Source organism: Bacillus luti (genome assembly GCF_009739945.1).
Taxonomy (GTDB): Bacteria; Bacillota; Bacilli; order Bacillales; family Bacillaceae_G; genus Bacillus_A; species Bacillus_A luti.
Genome location: NZ_CP040336.1, coordinates 2,567,046 through 2,584,931, shown reverse-complemented (window position 1 = coordinate 2,584,931; position 17,886 = coordinate 2,567,046). Strand labels below are relative to the sequence as shown.

13 protein-coding genes are annotated in these 17,886 nt (G+C 33.3%); 4 read left to right on the top strand and 9 right to left on the bottom strand.

The window, feature by feature from the left end; translation table 11 throughout:
- Positions 1 to 56: 56 nt before the first annotated feature.
- The 4 genes from pulA to EUC40_RS13215 all read right to left on the bottom strand — a co-directional run bounded on the left by pulA (position 57) and on the right by EUC40_RS13215 (position 8,208).
- Entirely contained in the window at positions 57 to 2,627 is a 2,571-nt protein-coding gene (gene pulA, locus EUC40_RS13230) for a type I pullulanase (protein ID WP_156575603.1), read from the bottom strand.
- 484 nt (positions 2,628 to 3,111) lie between these two features.
- Positions 3,112 to 4,815, bottom strand: a complete 1,704-nt coding sequence (locus tag EUC40_RS13225) for a M4 family metallopeptidase (RefSeq protein ID WP_002018517.1) — start codon at positions 4,813 to 4,815, stop codon at positions 3,112 to 3,114.
- Positions 4,816 to 5,156: 341 nt separating this feature from the next.
- Positions 5,157 to 7,109 (bottom strand): bifunctional metallophosphatase/5'-nucleotidase, encoded by a 1,953-nt coding sequence (locus tag EUC40_RS13220; RefSeq protein ID WP_156575602.1) that lies wholly within the window; start codon positions 7,107 to 7,109, stop codon positions 5,157 to 5,159.
- Between the two features lie 583 nt (positions 7,110 to 7,692).
- The gene (locus tag EUC40_RS13215; RefSeq protein WP_156575601.1) at positions 7,693 to 8,208 is read right to left on the bottom strand and encodes a DinB family protein; all 516 of its coding nucleotides are present in this window, start codon (positions 8,206 to 8,208) and stop codon (positions 7,693 to 7,695) included.
- 532 nt (positions 8,209 to 8,740) lie between these two features.
- On the opposite strand from EUC40_RS13215, the gene secY reads away from it, so the two are divergent.
- On the top strand, positions 8,741 to 10,048 hold the full coding sequence (secY, locus tag EUC40_RS13210) for a preprotein translocase subunit SecY (protein WP_156575600.1): 1,308 nt from the start codon (positions 8,741 to 8,743) through the stop codon (positions 10,046 to 10,048).
- A gap of 391 nt (positions 10,049 to 10,439) precedes the next feature.
- Here secY and EUC40_RS13205 read toward each other — a convergent pair whose 3' ends face one another.
- Positions 10,440 to 11,357, bottom strand: a complete 918-nt coding sequence (locus tag EUC40_RS13205) for a DMT family transporter (RefSeq protein WP_156575599.1) — start codon at positions 11,355 to 11,357, stop codon at positions 10,440 to 10,442.
- Positions 11,358 to 11,504: 147 nt separating this feature from the next.
- On the opposite strand from EUC40_RS13205, the gene pdxR reads away from it, so the two are divergent.
- Entirely contained in the window at positions 11,505 to 12,938 is a 1,434-nt protein-coding gene (gene pdxR, locus EUC40_RS13200) for a MocR-like pyridoxine biosynthesis transcription factor PdxR (protein WP_156575598.1), read from the top strand.
- A gap of 97 nt (positions 12,939 to 13,035) precedes the next feature.
- On the opposite strand, the gene EUC40_RS13195 is transcribed toward pdxR, so the two are convergent.
- Entirely contained in the window at positions 13,036 to 13,962 is a 927-nt protein-coding gene (locus tag EUC40_RS13195) for an NADP-dependent oxidoreductase (protein ID WP_156575597.1), read from the bottom strand.
- A 195-nt stretch (positions 13,963 to 14,157) separates the two neighbouring features.
- Between EUC40_RS13195 and mleBCA the strand changes: the two genes are divergently transcribed.
- Positions 14,158 to 15,012, top strand: a complete 855-nt coding sequence (gene mleBCA, locus EUC40_RS13190) for a BCA family alpha/beta fold macrolide esterase (protein ID WP_156575596.1) — start codon at positions 14,158 to 14,160, stop codon at positions 15,010 to 15,012.
- Positions 15,013 to 15,134: 122 nt separating this feature from the next.
- Here mleBCA and EUC40_RS13185 read toward each other — a convergent pair whose 3' ends face one another.
- Together EUC40_RS13185 and EUC40_RS13180 are read right to left on the bottom strand one after the other, a co-directional pair.
- The gene (locus EUC40_RS13185) at positions 15,135 to 15,470 is read right to left on the bottom strand and encodes a hypothetical protein (protein WP_071712039.1); all 336 of its coding nucleotides are present in this window, start codon (positions 15,468 to 15,470) and stop codon (positions 15,135 to 15,137) included.
- An 11-nt stretch (positions 15,471 to 15,481) separates the two neighbouring features.
- The gene (locus EUC40_RS13180) at positions 15,482 to 16,651 is read right to left on the bottom strand and encodes a ParM/StbA family protein (RefSeq protein WP_071712037.1); all 1,170 of its coding nucleotides are present in this window, start codon (positions 16,649 to 16,651) and stop codon (positions 15,482 to 15,484) included.
- Positions 16,652 to 16,857: 206 nt separating this feature from the next.
- Between EUC40_RS13180 and EUC40_RS13175 the strand changes: the two genes are divergently transcribed.
- Positions 16,858 to 17,262, top strand: coding sequence for a DUF2178 domain-containing protein (locus EUC40_RS13175; protein WP_156575595.1), 405 nt, complete (start codon positions 16,858 to 16,860; stop codon positions 17,260 to 17,262).
- A gap of 38 nt (positions 17,263 to 17,300) precedes the next feature.
- Here EUC40_RS13175 and EUC40_RS13170 read toward each other — a convergent pair whose 3' ends face one another.
- Positions 17,301 to 17,843, bottom strand: a complete 543-nt coding sequence (locus EUC40_RS13170; protein ID WP_156575594.1) for a DUF1697 domain-containing protein — start codon at positions 17,841 to 17,843, stop codon at positions 17,301 to 17,303.
- Positions 17,844 to 17,886 lie beyond the last annotated feature (43 nt).

Genomic DNA, 17,886 nt, shown 5'->3' with positions numbered 1-17,886 from the left:
ATACTGTTTTAACTTTAAAAGCGAAATGAAAACAACCTTCACTTCGCTTTTGGCATTTATTTAATCGGTTTCTCTGTTTTTAAAACTAATGAACTTAAAGCAGGGACTTTAATTTTATTATCACGGACAACATAAAGTGTTTTACTACCTGCCTGTTTACCGTCTACTAGTACTTTCCAAGGACCTTTCGATGGAAGCGCGATTTCAACGGATTCCCTATTTGCATTATGAGCGACCATAAAGTATTCGTTTTTATTTCCATTGCCCTTTCCATCTATTGAATAAGCCACAGCATTTTTTGGAGCATCAATAAAAGATACTTGTTTTTTAATTTGTTCTGCAGATGTCATTCTAAAGGCTGGGTACTTTTTGCGTAATTCTATTAAGCCCTTCATATAATCTACTTCATTATTAAACGCTGCACGGCGTAACCAGTCCATTTGGTTAATTGAATCTGGAGATTTGTAACTGTTATGATCACCATATTTCGTACGCATAAACTCTTGTCCTGCATGTAAGAATGGAATGCCTTGTGATGTTAATAAAATCGAAGAAGACAATTTGTGCATTTGTTTTCGCACATCTTCACTGTCACCTGGATTAGTCAACTCAAGTTTATCCCATAATGTATGATTATCATGTGCTTCCACATAAGTTAATACCTGCTCCGGATCTTGATAAGTAGATGAATTTGTATCGTAGTCAATACCTGCCGTAATCCCTTTTTTAATACGGTCTTCCATGCTTTCCTTTCCATTTACAAATCCATTTTCTTTCTCTTCAAATACACTACCTTTCAATCCATCACGTATATTATCGTTAAAATGTGCAATCCCTTTCATTTTCTCTGCATTTTTTTGATTTGCTTTCAACTCAGCTGCAAGAGGTGTATTTAAATCCCAGCCTTCTCCATGCAATATAATAGAAGGGTCAATTTGATTAACAGCTTTACGTATTTCATTCATCGTTTCATAATCATGAATACCCATTAAATCAAAACGGAATCCGTCTAAATTGTATTCTTTTGCCCAGTATGCTACAGAATCGACCATAAATTTCCTCATCATTTTTCGTTCTGAAGCAGTATCATTTCCTACACCGGTTCCATTTGCAAATGTTCCGTCTTCATTGTAACGGTAATAATAACCTGGAACTAACTTATGAAAATTAGATTCAGTAGCACTATACATGTGGTTATAAACTACATCCATCACAACACGAAGATTATTATCGTGTAGTGTTTGAATCATTTGCTTTAATTCAGTTATTCGAACAGTTGGCTCATATGGATTTGTAGAATAGGAGCCTTCTGGAACGTTGAAATTTTTAGGATCATATCCCCAGTTATATTGCGGTTCATTTAAAGTCTCTTCATTTACTGAAGCATAATCAAATATCGGTAAAAACTGAACGTGAGTAACACCTAGATCCTTTATATGATCAAGTCCTGTTTTTACACCTTCTGGCCCTTTTGTTCCTTTTTCTGTTACACCTAAATACTTCCCTTTCTGTTTAATACCACTTTCAGGTTGGATGGAAAGATCGCGTACATGTAACTCATAAATAATAGCATCTTCCGGATTTTTAAATTTTGGCTTTTTGTTTGCTTTCCATTTTTTCGGATTTGTTTCTTCTAAATTAACGACTGCACCTTTATCCCCATTTACAGAAGCAGCACGTGCATACGGATCAACTGCTTCAGTCCACTTATCACCAATTTTGACCTTATACGTATAAAAGAGCCCTTTTTGGTTCCCTTTTAGTTCTGCTGTCCAAGTTCCCTTTTCACCTTGTTGCATGTTTATTTCAGCACCTATTTTATCGTTCCAGTTTTTATATGTAACTAACTTTGCTTCACTTGCAGTTGGAGCCCATACACGGAACTTTGTATATTGTGGTGTAAATACATTACCTAAATCGTTACCACCATAATAAAATAAATTATCAAACTCCTCACTACGAATGACTTTACCGATTTCAGTATTCGTATCAGCTAAGTTTTCAATTTTAACTTTGTATGTCTGTTTTAAATCAATTTTCTGCTCCGTAATTACTTTAACCTTATTAGTAATATTTCCACTGTTTATATCATAAGGACTAATATTTTTAATTTTAATGCCTTCAATTTCAATTTTCCGTTCCTTAATATTAAACGGGACATTAGTCGTTACAGTAATTTCATTGAAACTATCAATAGTTGCTTTTTGAATTGATAGATCCGAAGAAGGCTTAGAGTTATATACTTTTTCATCACCCGAAAGAATCCATACTTCAGCACGACCGTCCTTTATATTTTCAATCCAACGATCGCCACCATCTTTTTCCCACTCATTTGTACGAATGATAAATCCTACACGATTATAGTCACCATCTATATTCATCTTAGCGTACTTTCCAAATTCATCTTCACCAGTAAATTCATATGATTTACCATTTGCGTTTTCTCCCCAAATCCAAAGGTTCCAGTCTTTTGTATTTCCAGACTGCTCTTTGTAATGAATGATAACTTCAGTTGTTTTCGAATTTGAAACTGCCTTTACACTTTGAAAAGAAAAAACAGATGATAACATAACGATTATAGTAAGTAATAAAAATGATTTGTTAATTAATCTTTTTGTAATTTGCACCACATACACCCTTTCTTCAAATATTACTAGCGATTTATTATGCTTACACTGAATAACACTGCTTAAATTAATCTAGAAATCTCTTTTAATTCACCTCCATATTGGCTATTTTCACGTATGTATTTCAATGACCTTTTAATACGAAAACGTTTGCATTAATAGTTAAAAAAATAGATTTGTGTATGCCCTCATATATTTGTAAATGCTAAAAGGTCAGGGAAATCATTTTAAAGCAATCGTTTGTTATCGCTTTCATTTTATAGACTTTCTATCAAGAGGTCAATATATTATTAATTTTCTGTTTTTATATACTTTAAACCTTATTTATTTGTCGCAACTTCTTACAGATAACGCACCTAATTATTGCTTAGTCAGTTTATTTTCAACAATACATAGCTACGTAAAAAAACAGCTAATATCCTTAAAATGATATTAGCTGTTTTTCATAATGTATTAATATATGAATGATGACTATATTTCTAAATTACTTAATTTTTGCTGCATCAAATGCCTTTTGAACTGCTTGAACTTCAGCTGTATTCGCACCATATTTATTAGTTGCCACTCGAATACATGCTGATCTCAATTCTTTGAAATTAGAAGTCATGTTTAACTCATCAGTATTTGCATAATAGAAAATATCAAACATTTTATCTTCACCAATTCCTTTAACAGTTACTCCGTTATGAGTACCGCCTTTTGCAATGAGATACGCAACTTTATTAATAATACTTGAATTAAAATGAACACCGCCTTGATCCCATCCATTAAAATCGTTAAATTCACTGTAATCATCTGGATAAGGTACTCCTAGTGAAGATGGAACAGAAGCTGGGTTTTCCATATCACGGAAAACAGATCCTGTTTGTTCTCCCATTGTCCAGTTAAAGTTTCCATTATTTACGTATTTCTCAATAGATGTTCCCATAATATCAGATAGTGCCTCATTAATCGCACCAGATTCCCCGTAATATTCAAGATTAGATTCGCTAGAAGTAACAGCATGTGTAAATTCATGTCCAGCTACGTCATATGCTTTAACAATAGGATCACCATATACAAGCATACTTCCATTATTAGCACTTAATGCATTCTGCCAATTCTTCGGATCATTCGTCTCTTCAGAATCCCAAGCGTGTACAACTGAAACTACCTTTTGTCCCTTATTATCAAAGCTATTACGCTTGTATTTATCTTTATAAAAATCAAATACTTTTGTTGCTAAGTAATGAGCACTTACCGCTTTTGGATCGTTAAATGTTGCCGAAGTACTAGTCGCTAATGTACCAGGATAATAGCTTTCTTCTTTAGTAATATCTCTGTAATTCACATCATATGTTTCAATTCCTTGCCCTCTTGTATAATCAGCAAGAGCATATTTGCCATTACTTTGTTTAGAGATACCAAATGAACGAGAAATACCTAAATCATCTTTTCCTGTTCCGGTTAATGATGTAAGACTGCTTTGTTTACTTTTCTTTAAAGCTCCAACTAGTTTGTCACTGGCCTTTAAGTTAGATTCTTGTACCATATTTTTTAACATATCACCATTTTGTGCATTTACTAAATAAGTACCAGAAACATAGTTTGGTGTTGCAGCTTCAAAGGTAACTTGGTATGCATTTTTAGCTTGTCCATTATTTTCATCAACAAAAATGACCTCTTTAACTTCTGGCTCAGTAATAAACTTGATATCGTTCCCGTACTTCGTATAAATAAATTGTCTTGCTTCATCTTTTGATAGATTAATAGGTTTTTTCAATTCTTCTTGTTTTAAATTTTGCGCGCTATCACCTGAAACACTTTTAATAACACCATTATTATCTACATGTGCAGTTAATTGATGGCCATATACTTCTTTTCCTTCGTATGTTTGCTGCATACGTACAAGTGTAGTTCCATCATACGAACCACGTTTTTGAAGGACTTTATAATCTACTCCTGCTTCTCCATTGACTTGTTTTTGGGATAGAGCTTGCTCTGTTTTCTCCTTAAGTGCATCCTTTACTACATTTTCTGGTGCCTTTTGTGACGGTTGTGTAAGTTCACCCGAACGGAACGATTCCTCCTGAATTTGAACTTGTAGCTGATCTGTTTCCTCTGCATGACCTACCCCATATGGTGCCACAGCTGTTAAAGCTAATCCTGTTGTTAATGCTACCTTAGTTAATGTCTTTTTGTTTTTCATTATTTCACCTCGTATAATTTTTGAAATAGAAAGCTTGTACAAAGTATACTGTCTATTACTGTCGGAAAAAAGAGAAAATACACAATTTATGTAAAATTATGCAAAATTACATAAATTGTGGTCAATATTATAAATAATGAACGGAACACATATGTACATTAATTTGAATAAAAAAAGAGTCCTTTTAGACGCTCATCCAATTGGTTAATTATTAATTATCTATACTCATTCTAATAAAAGTACACTTACATCTAAATAACAACATAAAAACCCACTCTTTACTATTTTAAGAGTGGGTTTAATGTTATTAAAATAACAATTACTATAAGAAACCTTATAATTTATATTTTTTTAGTAATCCTACTAAGTTTTTTGTAAAATTCACCTTTCGTTTTTATATGCTTAAACTGATTTGGATTAATATTTGCTTTTTGTGAGAGTGCTACAATCTCTTCTTTTGTAATTGAATCTTTAGTATTTATAGATGCTATATTTGTGTATTTTTCGTCTTCTGTTTTTGGAATTTCTAAAATCCCTTTATTCACAAGATCAACTACAGCCTTATGCTCTGAAGAATGTAAATCTACACCAGTAATTTTCCAATTACGCATAACTTTTGGCGTGTATACACCGTTTTTTACCTCTTTTAAATATGTAATAGCAAGGTTACGAATGGTTCCACCTGTTTCTCCGAATGCATTCTCTTGTTTAGATGACCAAATTTGTTCAAACTTACGCCCCTCTAAAGCTCCCCCTTTTGCCTGAAGAGCCTCCATTCTATATGCATTCATTCCCAGCGTCATAACATCGCTCATTTTGATTGGTTTGTTTGTACGAATAGAGCGTAAATTTGTAATTCTGCTTCCATATGGTTTTGTTAAGTCAATTTCATATTTTACGCCTCCAAAGAAATCGTTCGTACTATATTTAGACGCACGGCGGGTTTTATCAAAGCTAACGGTTACATCTCCGGCACGAGATGAGTTAAAATATCCTGCTGCCCATTCCATATAGTCTTTTAAATCTTTTCCAGAAATCTTATATACTGTAATTTCTCCCAAGGCATATTGGTAATTATACGCAATATCTTTTTTCTTAATAGGACCTGTATCCAAACGGGCATAATCATTATCAATTTGATGGGCTACTACATCTGCTTTACTGTAGTAGAGCATGACTTCATGAAAGAAATCTGATAAAGGTGTTTCTTGAATCTGAACACTTGGAATACCCTTTATTTCATTTTCAGGAACAAGATTTCTACCCTTTAATTGAGCGACTACAACATTTGCATCTCCTCTCGCATATTCGTGAAAAGGTGTTAGTGTTTCTTCAAGTGTAGGATCAGATAATATCGTTGTTCCATCAGCATTTTTTACAGGTATAGCGGTAGCAGTTTTATCTTTTAAAACCAACTTCCCATCTTGCTTTGTAAAAGTAAGGTCAATACGTGAAATATGTGTTCCATATTTATCTGGTTCTGTAATAATTACGCCATTTACAACTTCTTTTTTTACAAGTTTATGCATGTGAGCCGCAAAAATAGCACTTAGTTCCGGACAAGCATTTGCAATATCTTGAACACCAGTACCAGGGATACCATTCTCATTTTCTAATCCCATATGCATAACTCCTACCATTACATCTACTTTACCTTCTAATTCCTTAATTGCCTTTTTCGTCTCTTCTACCGGATTTTTCACCACTAAACCATCTAAGTGATCTGTCCCTTTTTCAAAATCACTAATCATTGGTGTATTCATACCGATAATCCCAACTTTAATTCCACCTTTTTCTACAATTGTATATGCAGGAAGAAAGCGCTCTCCATTTTCCTTATAAATATTACCTGCTAACGTTTTTCCCTTATATTGCTCACTAACTTTTTTCAATGTATCTAATCCAAAGTTGAATTCATGATTTCCAAATGCCCAGGCGTCATATCCCATTGTATTCATCGCTACCATCATTGGCGATTGTGGCTTATCGTTGAATAATTCTACTGAGTTTCCTTGAATTGTATCCCCAGCATCTACTAATATGGTATTTGGATTTTCTTGACGGACCTTCTTTATAACCGTATAAAGCTGCGTCAAACTTCCACTCATATTTGCTCCATCAAGTGCATAATCCCACGGCATAAATCTACCATGAATATCTGCAGTACCTAACAATGTAATATTAACTTCAGATTCCTCAGCCTTAGAGATAGGTGGTTTGACTATTACTGCTGTTCCGAGCAGTAATAGAATTACAAAGTAACATACATAGTTCTTCCATTTCATTCTTTGCACAATAATATTCCTCCCCTTTTTGTACTTTCGTAAAGTTGTTTGAACTTTAAAAATGTAACTTATTATTCGGGAAACTTCAACTACAAAAGATAATTTTGAAGGTGGTTCTGCTGTGAAAATATAGAGAATAAAATGCATATCCCCCCTAGCAGAATAGTATTTACTTCTTCCTCTAACGTGTGAAGAGCGCTAAACCAACGGTAGATGTATATGTACCGTCAAAATTATGGACATATAACTCATCTCCGGAAATCATTATAACTTAAAGATATAGTGTGTAATGCTGGTTACATTTTCGGATTTCATTGCTAATTTATTTCCTTCTAAATGAAAATGCTGAGATCACTTCCAAAAATAATAACCCCGTTCTTCATTTAAGACGGGGTTACACTTATACAGTAATTCGGATTCAGTTTTTTTGAATGTTCGTTTCCTATTCAAGAGTAAGATCTGCTAGTTTCGTATTTTCTTCTGCTTATTGGCTACTTTCAACTAAATTCATCATAATTTTAATCAAGACTTGTATTTTATCACTCGAACCCTTGATGCTATCCTAAATCGCTCAATAAATAGATAATAATTTTTACTTTTCAACTTCACAAAGCAATTTGACCTCTTTGATTTGTTCTATATGACGCTGTTCATGCAAATAGATTAATTCTATCCACTGATCAAGAAGTAATTCTCCAAGAGCTGGATGCATCACTGATTTTTTTGCCAATTTAGATTCATCTTCTATTGTACTCAGAAAACGCATCAATTCTTTTCTAGAGTCGTTTAACAAATCAACCATTTGCAGCACTTCAAATGATTCTATATTTGGTTCAATCATTTCTGGTGCTATAAATTTTATCGATCTATCTAATACAATAGTATGAATTTCTTTACGCTCATTTTGGAAACTATCCATCTTTTTTAATCCTGACGAAATAACCGTTATAACTCTATCATCTAATAAAACTAAGTGATGACAAACTTGCGCTATACTCCATTTATCTTTATCTGGTTTTCTATTAAATTGAGCATCACTTAACAAAGTAATTTCCTCAAATAATTGATTTCTCGTTTCATAAAACTTGTCCTTTACAAATATATTCATGTGAATTCTCCTTTCATTAGAACCTATACTTAGATTCCTGCGTTAGAAATATTCTCTATAGAAAAAAGATTTTCCTTCACTACTATTTCAATCAAATCTTTTCTTGCTTTAATAGTTTCTCTAATTCACGACTAAATATATGAGTTTTCTCAACATCCTTGAAGATTTCCTTGAGGTTATCATGTGCTACAGCTACACCATAATACTTTCCACGCAATCCTTTCAATACAACTACATAAAACGTTCCTAATTATCAATCTAGCATTAAATAAGTGTAAAAAATGCCCCTATTCACTCATTTTTCATGCGTATGTATGTACATTTGTTAATTTATTCGATATATTATGTGTATTGAATGATTACGAAAAGCTTATAGGTCGCTAAAAAACACCTTATATTTTTATATCCATGAAAACTACAAAATGTATGAAATCCATTTGTCAAATGAATTTAATGCGGAAGGAGGTTTGTGGTTACTTCATTAGGGTATAATAATCAGTTTTGAACTGATAAAAATATAGGAGGCGACATAATGTTTCGTACGATTTCAAATTTCATGAGAGTAGCTGAGATAAGAAACAAAATTCTTTTTACACTAGCAATGCTAATTGTCTTTCGAATTGGCACGTTTATTCCAGTTCCTCATACTAACGCAGAGGTATTAAAAGTACAAGATCAAGCCAACGTTTTAGGTATGCTAAACGTATTTGGCGGAGGAGCACTGCAACACTTCTCAATCTTTGCTGTAGGTATTACACCATATATTACAGCTTCCATCATAGTACAGTTACTACAAATGGACGTTATACCTAAATTTTCAGAATGGGCAAAGCAAGGGGAAATGGGCCGTAAGAAATCAGCTCAATTTACTCGATACTTTACAATCATTCTCGCATTCATACAATCCATTGGGATGTCTTATGGTTTTAATAATATAGCAGGTGGACAATTAATTACAGATCAAAGCTGGACTACATACTTATTTATTGCGACAGTTTTAACTGCCGGTACTGCATTTTTACTTTGGTTAGGTGAACAAATTACTGCTAAAGGTGTTGGTAATGGTATCTCTATGATTATCTTCGCTGGACTTGTTGCAGCGATTCCAAATGTTGCAAATCAAATTTATTTACAACAATTCCAAAACGCAGGCGATCAGTTATTTATGCACATTGTAAAAATGGTTTTAATTGGTCTCGTTATTTTAGCAATAGTTGTTGGCGTTATTTACATCCAACAAGCTGTGCGTAAAATACCAATTCAATATGCAAAAGCAGTTTCAGGAAACAATAATCAATATCAAGGAGCAAAAAACACTCATTTACCTCTTAAAGTAAATAGTGCTGGTGTAATTCCAGTTATCTTTGCTTCCGCATTTTTAATGACGCCGCGTACAATTGCGCAGCTATTCCCTGATTCAAGCGTATCAAAATGGTTAATTACGAATCTTGATTTCGCACATCCAATCGGAATGATCCTTTATGTTGGTCTTATCGTTGCTTTCACTTACTTCTATGCATTTGTTCAAGTAAACCCTGAACAAATGGCTGAGAATTTGAAAAAGCAAAACGGATATGTTCCAGGTATTCGTCCAGGTAAAACAACAGAACAATATGTAACTAAAATTTTATACCGACTAACATTTATCGGTGCAATTTTCTTAGGTGCAATTTCAATATTACCGCTCCTATTCACAAAAATTGCTACGTTACCACCTTCTGCACAAATTGGTGGTACAAGCTTACTGATCATCGTTGGTGTAGCGTTAGAAACGATGAAAACGTTAGAAACTCAACTTGTGAAACGTCATTATAAAGGGTTTATAAAAAAAGCGAATTAAGTAAAAAACACAGTTGGTTATTTTTCCAACTGTGTTTTTGATTCTAATGCTTCTAATTTCCCCACTAATATATCAATTCACATTTCCTAATAAATTGTTTTGAATTCCTTCTGTACAGAAGGAAAGCAAATATTTTGCACATTATAAACATGCGATATAGCAATGGTTTTTAATTGTATATAAAACCTAATGTTGCACTTTTTCTCAATAATTTCAGTACGGTACTTGAAATTATATTCCCTTCTAAACTAACTTTTGTATTTCTAATCCATGTCATAAATGATTTTTCTACTATTTTAGGCCGTAATACTTTCTTTACTTATCCCAAATAGTAATTCAATCTTTATGAACATGACAGCCCTGTAATTTACAGGGCTGTTGCTTTATCCAACTACATTTCCTTCTCAAATAATCTTCCTTGTTTGAAATAAGTTCGGAGTGTGGAACGATTAGCTAAAAATACACCAATCAATATGAAACAAGCACCTATTCCCATAGTAGGATTCAAAGGTTCTCCTAAAATGATATATCCCACAATTATTGCGATTAACGGTGAAACATATAACCACGTTGATGGAAACACTGGATTTGTTTTTGATAAAAGCCAATAATATAAACCATGCCCACCGATTGACCCGATAAATACGAGATACAAAATAGGCCATTGTACACTCCATGATGTTAATATAGTTACATTTGGCTGTTCCACTATGACAGATACGATTAGTAATAAACCCCCTCCATAAAACATTTGAATACCATTAATGAGAAATGGTGAGACATTTGATAAATCCGAGAGTATTTTTTTTGAGTGAATAGAGCCTATTCCGTAAAATAACTCTCCTATTACTAAAACAATACAAGCAATACCCCATATGAAACTTACTTCTTGATGCATTCCTTGTAAAGAAACAAAGATAACACCAATTAGTGCGATAACTAAAGCAACGAGTTGTTCCTTTTGTAATTTTGTTTTATTTCTCTTAGCTTGTAATAACAAAATCATCATTGGACCTGTAGCAGAAAGAACAGCAGCTAATCCCGAAGAAATATATTGTTCAGCCCAGTACAAAGTTGCAAATGTCATGAACGTTAAACAAAATCCAGCATACATAATACGTTTTGAAAATACATGTGGTGTAATCTCTTTTCGCTTTAGCTTATATATAATCATAAGGATGACGCCCGCTAAAAAGAAACGAATTCCTGCTGCAAACAATGGTGGTGCTCCTGCTTCAATTCCAACCTTTATCGTTAAAAATGTTGTCCCGAAGATGATACATACTAAAATATAATTGAAAATGACCATTTTACTTCCCCCTTTTTACTCTTAAAATGAGTATAGAGGGTATGGTGTATAACAGTGTATCAGTGCATATAACAGTTACTTCAAGTTGTAGTTGATTCCCTATATATTTTTCGCTTTAATAAAAATAAAAAGAAAAAAGGTGAAGCTATGAAAATTGTACTACGCAAAGAATCCAACATTCCGTATTATCAACAAATATATATGCAGATTGTTGAAAGAGTACAAAATGGCATGCTTGCACATGGTGACTCCCTTCCATCTTTACGTTCCATGGCTGAAGATTTACAGATCAGCCTATTAACTGTTCGTAAAGCGTATAAGCAATTAGAAACGAAAGACTATATACGCATTAAGCAAGGAAAAGGCGCTTATATACATAAACATGTAAAGAAAGATTTCAAACCAATTCCGTTTAAATGGCAACAAACGAAAACGATTAATGTTATGCGATCTCAATATGCAATGAATCAGCACCGGAAATATTATGATTTTTCACAAGCGATTTTATATCCTCGTTTATTGCCAAATCCATTTTTGGCAGACGAAATGCATAAAATACTAAATAAAGATCAGATGATCCTAGCAACTTATGGACCAATTCAAGGTGATTATGAACTGCGAGTTGAAATAGCAAATTATTTAAATGAACACCAGCAATTACTGACAGACCCCTCTCAATTATTAATTACAAGCGGAGCACAACAAGGAATTGATTTAATTGCTCAAACATTATTAAAGTCTGGCGATATCGTATTAATGGAAAGTCCATGTTATGGTGCTGCGCTTGATGTTTTTGTCAATAAAGGTGTTCAAATCATTCCGGTTTCTCTTGATAAACATGGAATTCGTTCAGACTTAATCGATGATATTTGTCAAAGTAAAAATCCTGTTTTATTGTATACGAATCCAACTTTCCAAAACCCTACGGGGACAGTAATGAGTAAAGAACGGAGAATGGAACTTATAGAACTAGCAGAGCTATATGAGTTTTTTATAATTGAGGATGATTCTTTCGGAGAAATATATTTTGAGGGCGCTACTGTTCCCCCTCCGATCAAAAATTTTGATACGCATGGCCATGTAATATATATAAAAGGATTTAGTAAAACGTTAGCACCAGGATTGCGGATCGCTGCACTTATAGCCGAAGGGCCTATTTTTGAATGGCTATATGCTGTAAAAGGTTCAATGGATATCGGTAGCCCTTTATTAACACAAAAAGCACTTCTACCTTTTTTACGTGCAGAACGTATGAAAAATCATTTAGAAAAATTACGTACAGCTTTACAAATTAGACGTGATATAACGATTGATATGTTATTATCACTTAAAGAAATACACTTTGAAATACCAAATGGTGGCTTTAATTTATGGATTACACTTCCTGATTCGATAGAACCCTTTACCTTATTACAAAAGGCAAATGAAGTAGATGTCTCTTTTTTACCAGGAACAGCTTGTCTATTAAATCCCGAAACAAATAATAATCAATTAAGAATTAGCTATTCGATGTTAAATGAAAAAGATATGGTAATTGGATTAGAGAGATTACATGATACAATACGAAAGTTTATGCTATAAAAGCAAATACCCCAAAATATTTTGGGGTATTAAATTCTGACGCGTTCTAATTGCTTTTTATTAAATACAACTCACCATATAAATAATAATTTCATTATCATTCCATTTTAATTACAACCTTACCTCTAACATGCTGACCTTCACTCAATATGTGGGCTTCTCTAATCCCTTTCTCACTAAACGGTACTACTTTACTTATAATTGGTTTTATTTTTCCGTATAAAATTAAGTTTGATAATACTTCTAATTGCTTTCCGTTTGGTTTTAGCCATAAAAACCCTGATTTTATCCCTTTTACTTTTTGAATTGGATCATGGACAATCGAAACTAAAACACCACCAGGCTTTATAATTTGAAAACTTTTTTCTTGTACTTCCCCACCTATTGTATCTAATACAATATCAAAATTTGATAGTAGTTCTTCAAATTTATCTTTTTTATAATCAATAACAAGATCTGCTCCTAAAGACTTTAAAAACTCTTCATTCTTACTACTCGCAGTTGTCGCAACAAAAGCTCCAAATGATTTTGCAATTTGGATTGCCAAACTTCCAACTCCACCAGCTCCAGCGTGAACGAGTACTCGGTCATGTTCTTTTATTTCTGCATAATCTACAAGACTTTGCCACGCTGTAAGCCCTGCAAGAGGAATAGAAGCTGCCTCTTCAAAACTTAGATTTGTAGGCATATAGGATACTAAGTCCGATTTTACTGTAATGAATTCAGCATAAGAGCCCTGCCCTATATTTTCAGGTTTCGTATACACCCTATCTCCTATTTTGAAACACTCTACCTCTTCCCCAACTTCTTCAATAACTCCAGCTACATCTAACCCTAAAATGATTGGAAATGAAAACTGTAACTGTTTTTGTAAGTCTCCCTTTCTAATTTTCCAATCAACAGGATTAATAGATGTTGCGAAAATCCGAATTAATACCTCGTTACCTTTAACAACCGGTTTTAAAACTTGTCTTTCTTGTAATTCTTCAACACTACCGTATTGCTCAATAACAATTGCTTTCATTTCCTCTCCTCCTTGGTGTTTATTTTAATAACATACAAATATTTCTCAAAATTTTTTGCTTTGAATTATCATAAACTTATTTTTGGGGGTAATTACGTAAGAAGCATTATGCAGTCCAAAACGAAACTTACACACAGCTAAGAATCATTCAAAATTGTATTTTTAATTAAATTCAAAAGAAATGGGGAGAACGCTATGACTGAAAAAATATTTAAAATAAATGGGATTGATATATGTACAGAAAGCTTTGGGAACCCTAAAAACCCAACTATTTTATTAATTATGGGTGCTACGTGCTCAATGGTTTATTGGGATGAAGAGTTTTGTGAACGGTTGGCGAACACAGGGAAATTTGTTATTCGTTTTGATAACCGTGATGTGGGACGCTCTGTTGCATATGAACCTGGAACTTCTAATTATTCCGTTACGGATATGGCTGAAGATGCGATTGGGGTACTAGATGCGTATCATATTGATAAAGCACATCTATTTGGTATGTCATTAGGTGGTATGATTGCTCAAATTGCCGCTGTAAAACACCCTGAAAGAATACTAACGTTAACTTTACTAGCTACAAGTGTAATAGGATCTGATAACAACACTCGTGATTTACCCCCAATGGATGAAAGAATTTTGACACATCACGTAAATGGTAAAAATATAGATTGGACAAATCAAAATGCTGTAGCAGAGTATTTAGTCTCAGGCTCTCGTCTACTTTGCGGATCAAAACGAATCTTTGATGAAAATAGGGTTTATAAACAAGTAAAACAAGAAATAGAACGTGCTAACAATCTATTGAGTATGTTTAATCACGCTTTACTTCAAGGTGATGATGCTTATGAAGATATACTCCACTTCATACAAGCACCCACATTAGTCATTCACGGAACAGATGATACAGCACTCCCATTTGAACATGGTCTGGCGCTAATTGATGCAATTTCAAAATCAGTACTATTAACTCTTGAAGGTGCGGGACATGAAAATCACCCTGATGATTGGGAGGACATAATGCAAGCAGTTATAGAACATACATCAAAAATGTAGATAGAACCAATAAATAGAAGGGGCACATCTAGTGCTCCTTCTATTTATTGGCTATACACAAACAAAAGCCCATCACTGCATCCGTATGTATAGTGATGGGCACTTCATTAATTTTTCTATGTTTAAAAAAAAGGACAATCTAATTGATCAACAGAATCCCATGATTTTTTTTTTGTACTTTCGGTGGATTTATTTACTTCCAGTGGTATGTTTTTAAAAGGATTTACTTCAATCTTTAATAGTGATGTTGGCTCTATATATAATGAGAAAACATGGCTACTTGGTATAGTTTTTGACACATCAATATCTCCTACTTGTTTAAATAATTGCTGTGCTGCAAAGAAAAAGAAATTAGTTGGGTTTGATTGTTTATTCAGCCATGCAAGCATTTCAGGTGATACTGATTTATGAATATTGATTTTTACTCGATCACCACGTTTATATCGCCTAGATCGCATGTTTCCACCAACTAACTTATCGTTAAGTTTGTAAATCCTAACTCTTTTTGTTTATGTTCTCTATACTTTGGCGAACAAGTGTAGACTAATAATCCTCTTGCATTTGTAAATAATGGATTATCTACAAAGATTACATTTGTTAAACGTCCTTTTTGTTTTAAAATCATTTTTAAGCTATTTTTAATGATAACTGCGCCCCCACCATAAATAAACACGTATGGATCGTCTTTCATATCATCAATTTTGTTTATAATATCCGTTGCGACACGCGCTGCTAAACCTAATAATGCTGGTTGTGATTCTTCAACTAATAACGCATTTCTTGGATGCTTTTCATTTAAATAAATTTGGTTAAACTCTGTAATGCTATCAATCGTCTTTGTTGGATACTTCCGATTCCATCTCGTAATTACTTGTAGTAATGTTTCTTTCACACCGTATGATAAGCCTTTACTTAGTTGTGGTCGAAAGTTTACACCTAGTGAAACTACTTCTTCTGTCGTCCCTGCGCCAATATCAAAAGATAATAGTGTTTTATCAACAAAATCAATTTCTGAAACTTGATTCGGTTCACATTCTATTTTATGTTTCACCACATTGCCTTCTTCATCATATACAATGCCCCACGTCCCAGAAGCGCCCTCAGGTAGGCATTTACAATATTCGATAGAAATATTAATTGTCACATCACGTCCGTTTGGATAATGGAACACAACTTTATGGTTACCCATATAACGTTTTGCATTTTCCGCAGCTATTTCTTGCGTAATAAGTTGCATAGGAAGAGCAACAGATAAATCATATCGAATGTTAATATGACTAGAAGTTGGACTTTGACGCATAGCACTTACCGCTAAACCTGATAGTATTGTAATAACCATTAACTCATCCGTCGACTTATTCGATTTTTTCTCAACCTCAGTACCTTTTAATTGATCTTGAATGACTTTTTCTCCAACGATATACCTCACGTTATTTAACATTAACGATGGAGAACTAATGGTCACGTCAATGTGATTTTCTAATTCAGATAATGAAACATCTCCCTCATCTAACAATCCTGTAGGCTCTCCTATATATAAAGAATATATACTCGGAATAAAAATAGGATCTTGCCCTTTCACCATTAACTTCAAACCGTTATTTCCTGCATCAGCACCAGCTTTTAAAAGAATAGACATAACTACCCCCTAAATTAATCTGACATCCCTTCCAAATATATGCGAGCCCATTCTTTTACATTCAAATGTAATGTAATTTTTTATTTATCTTTAAAACAAAATATTATATACCTTCACCAGGTGTAAAAACATTTTACATAATTTTTTCCAATTTCACACTATCATTGTAAAGACTTTTTTACAATAATGGAGGTGCCATTTCTCATATGAATCGCAAAAAATTCATTTTAATAACAATCGCTTTATCATTACTTGGAGTACTTATACATGGAGTCTATAAATACATCACTGAAGGTACGATTTTAGGTGGTACAATTTTCACTAGCGCTATAATAATTAGCTATCTCATCAATCAAATTACATGGGGAGATCCCCACGGTGTATCAAAAGACAGTCAGGATGAAATGGGACAACAAATTACGTATAAAAGCTCTAAAATTGCATATTTTACGCTCGTAGTTGTAATGTTCCTTATATTACTCTTCTCTGAAGGATTTTCTATGGGAGCTAATTTAGATGGGGTTAAAAACTTCCCTCTTTTTATTGCACTGTGCTCTTCATTCTTTATTTATCCTATTATTGAACTCATTGTCGCGAAACAATATAAATAAAAAGAAGAGGTTTTCTATAGACAGAAAGCCTCTTCTTTTTATAGCTGCATACTCTCTACTATCGCTTTTAATTTATTCACAGTCCGCCAATTTCTTACTGTAGCTGGTGTATGTAACTTCTGCAACTGGTTCATTAATTTAGAATTCCGAATGCTATTTTTGAAAAATAAATACACAGCTTTTTCATGTATATAACAATCTTCAGTCTCATTTTTTTGCATAAGCAACTGATCTTGTTCTTTTTCAGAAAGTTCATTCGCTAAAAAAGCAACGTGTAGACTTTCTCCCTCTAGCAATGAATGAGCTTCATAAGGACATCTTTTTATAATATTTATAAATTCATCATATGTTCTTAACATGACTGGAACATCGAAATCGAAAACGTTTTTAATTTCAGATTGTATTCGTCCCTTTAGAAAGTCTATATCTTCCTCTGATTCGAATACGATATTACCGCTTTGTATATATGTTTTTACTTGTTTTAATCCTATTGATTCAAACACTTTTTTCAAATCAGCCATTTTAATTACTTTATGTCCACCTACATTGATTCCCCTTAGTAGTGCGATATAGATTGTCATATCATTACCCCTTACATTTAAATGGACTTAACAATTTCATTTT

Bases quoted from the DNA above. Each gene is read 5' to 3' on its own strand.
- EUC40_RS13170 (WP_156575594.1), bottom strand. From the start codon at position 17,843: ATGACAATCTATATCGCACTACTAAGGGGAATCAATGTAGGTGGACAT.
- EUC40_RS13185 (WP_071712039.1), bottom strand. From the start codon at position 15,470: ATGCGATCTAGGCGATATAAACGTGGTGATCGAGTAAAAATCAATATT.
- mleBCA (WP_156575596.1), top strand. From the start codon at position 14,158: ATGACTGAAAAAATATTTAAAATAAATGGGATTGATATATGTACAGAA.
- EUC40_RS13215 (WP_156575601.1), bottom strand. From the start codon at position 8,208: ATGAATATATTTGTAAAGGACAAGTTTTATGAAACGAGAAATCAATTA.
- EUC40_RS13225 (WP_002018517.1), bottom strand. From the start codon at position 4,815: ATGAAAAACAAAAAGACATTAACTAAGGTAGCATTAACAACAGGATTA.
- EUC40_RS13175 (WP_156575595.1), top strand. From the start codon at position 16,858: ATGAATCGCAAAAAATTCATTTTAATAACAATCGCTTTATCATTACTT.
- secY (WP_156575600.1), top strand. From the start codon at position 8,741: ATGTTTCGTACGATTTCAAATTTCATGAGAGTAGCTGAGATAAGAAAC.
- EUC40_RS13205 (WP_156575599.1), bottom strand. From the start codon at position 11,357: ATGGTCATTTTCAATTATATTTTAGTATGTATCATCTTCGGGACAACA.
- pdxR (WP_156575598.1), top strand. From the start codon at position 11,505: ATGAAAATTGTACTACGCAAAGAATCCAACATTCCGTATTATCAACAA.
- EUC40_RS13180 (WP_071712037.1), bottom strand. From the start codon at position 16,651: ATGTCTATTCTTTTAAAAGCTGGTGCTGATGCAGGAAATAACGGTTTG.
- EUC40_RS13195 (WP_156575597.1), bottom strand. From the start codon at position 13,962: ATGAAAGCAATTGTTATTGAGCAATACGGTAGTGTTGAAGAATTACAA.